This is a genomic window from Brachybacterium sp. GCM10030252, from assembly GCF_042666535.1.
In the GTDB taxonomy this organism is placed as follows: domain Bacteria; phylum Actinomycetota; class Actinomycetes; order Actinomycetales; family Dermabacteraceae; genus Brachybacterium.
Genome location: NZ_JBHTDM010000021.1, coordinates 1 through 1751, shown reverse-complemented (window position 1 = coordinate 1751; position 1751 = coordinate 1). Strand labels below are relative to the sequence as shown.

General features: G+C 64.8%; 1 protein-coding gene. It reads right to left on the bottom strand.

Annotation, left to right across the window (positions count from 1 at the left end):
• Positions 1–19 precede the first annotated feature (19 nt).
• On the bottom strand, positions 20–1657 hold the full coding sequence (locus ACFQRJ_RS12610) for an IS1634 family transposase (RefSeq protein WP_377019490.1): 1638 nt from the start codon (positions 1655–1657) through the stop codon (positions 20–22).
• Between the last annotated feature and the right edge of the window lie 94 nt (positions 1658–1751).

The following is a 1751-nucleotide window of genomic DNA, read 5'->3' as shown; positions in this document are numbered from 1 at the left end:
CCTGAGTTGATGCATTTGCTTAGTGTCCCGGTTGCCCGGTGATCTGCTCGATGATCGTGGCGGCGTCCTCGGGGATCTGGGGCGGGATCAGTTGGGTGTGATCGCCGGCTTGCAGCAGCGCGGACTGGATCGGGCGCAGCGTGGTGATGATCCGTTTCAGGCTCAGCCCGGTCGCGTTCTGCATGAATCGCGCGATCGCCAGGGCAGTGAACACAATGGTCAGGTGCGCTTCGATCGAGTCGCGTTGCCGATGGAACATGGGCCTGGCCTGCAGGTCGCTCTTGCTCATCCGGAACGATTGCTCGACCTGCCAGAGGTCGTGATAGCTCGAGAGCACCTCAGCCGGCGGCATGACATCGGCGGGGATGTTGGTGACGTAGCCCTTCAGCCCGACCAGGCCACGAGCTCGTTCGAGGGACCCCTCGTCGAGGGCCCGGCCCGCGGCGGTGGTCTTGACGAACCGGGTCGACTTCACCGCCGCGTCCCCGTCGATGACCGCGCGGGCACGGTTCTCCTGCGCGGTCAGCGTGTGCCCATCCCGGGTAGCGCGCTTCTTCGAGAAGGCCCAGACCGCGCGCCAATGCCCGGGATGCTCCTCGGCATTCCAGACCGGTTCCCGCCGGCGCCGCTTCTGCTCCGTTTTGGCGTTGCCGTGGCGGGGCGTGATGGTGTCGATCAGCTGTCCATCCTCGAAGGCGTCCCCGTTCCAGTGGAAGTGATTGGCGAGGTCACCGGGGGCTTTGACCTGTCTCGAGCCGACGATGAATCTCAGACCCGCTTCGTCCAGCGCGGTCAGGTTGGCGGTGGAGAGCATCCCCGCATCAGCGACAACGACCATGTCGGCGAGGTTGTGACGGGCCTGGAACTGCTTGATGATCGGCACGATCGTGCGGGTCTCCGCATGGTTGCCCTCGAAGCAGCCGATCTCCAACGGGAATCCGTTGCGGTCCACCAGCAGCCCGACCACGATCTGCGGATCCACCCGGCGCTCCTTGGAGTAGCCGACCTTGCGCAACTGATCTTCGTACTCTGCCTCGAAGTAGAGCGTGGTGACGTCGTAGAGGACCAGAGAGATGTCGCCGCTGGTGGCGGTGTGTTCGAAGCACTTCGTGGCGATCTGGTCGCGATAGCGGCGTTCCTGGGCCTGGCGGAGGTGGCGATAGATCGTCGCGTGATGCGGTGGATCCACACCCAGCCCCTCGAGCACACGGATCGAATCGAGCTTCGAGGTCGGCTCCACCAAGCGTGCCAGCACGACCTGCTCGAACACCTCGTCCTCGACGACCCCGAAGCCCAGGCGCGAGTACGCAGCTCTCAACGTGGACCAGAGCACATCGCTGGTGGTTCCCACGACGCGAACACCACCGTGACTTCCCGCAGCAGACGTCTCTGCTGGTGGTGCAGCAGTCGGGATGAGTTGGGGCTGTTGCTCTGCGGGGCGGGCCAGCGTGGTATCCGCTCCGGAATCCACGCCCAGTTCGAGGGCTTCCTGCTCGCCCTGGAGGATCTCGCGGCCCCGCTGGACCAGCAGTGCGACCTCGACCGGACTATGACCGGAGCCGAGGTGCTGGATGATCTCCAGCTTCCCGTGCCGCTTCTGGACGACCTGCACCGCAGTCGCTCCGGACCCGGTCCTCACCTTCCGCACGAACGCCACCCCGTTAGTATCCCGAATCACCCACCTCGACCCACAAACCTCCAGGTCAACGGGTTGATAGCTCGCCAGCGACATCACCGTGCATCAAGTCAGG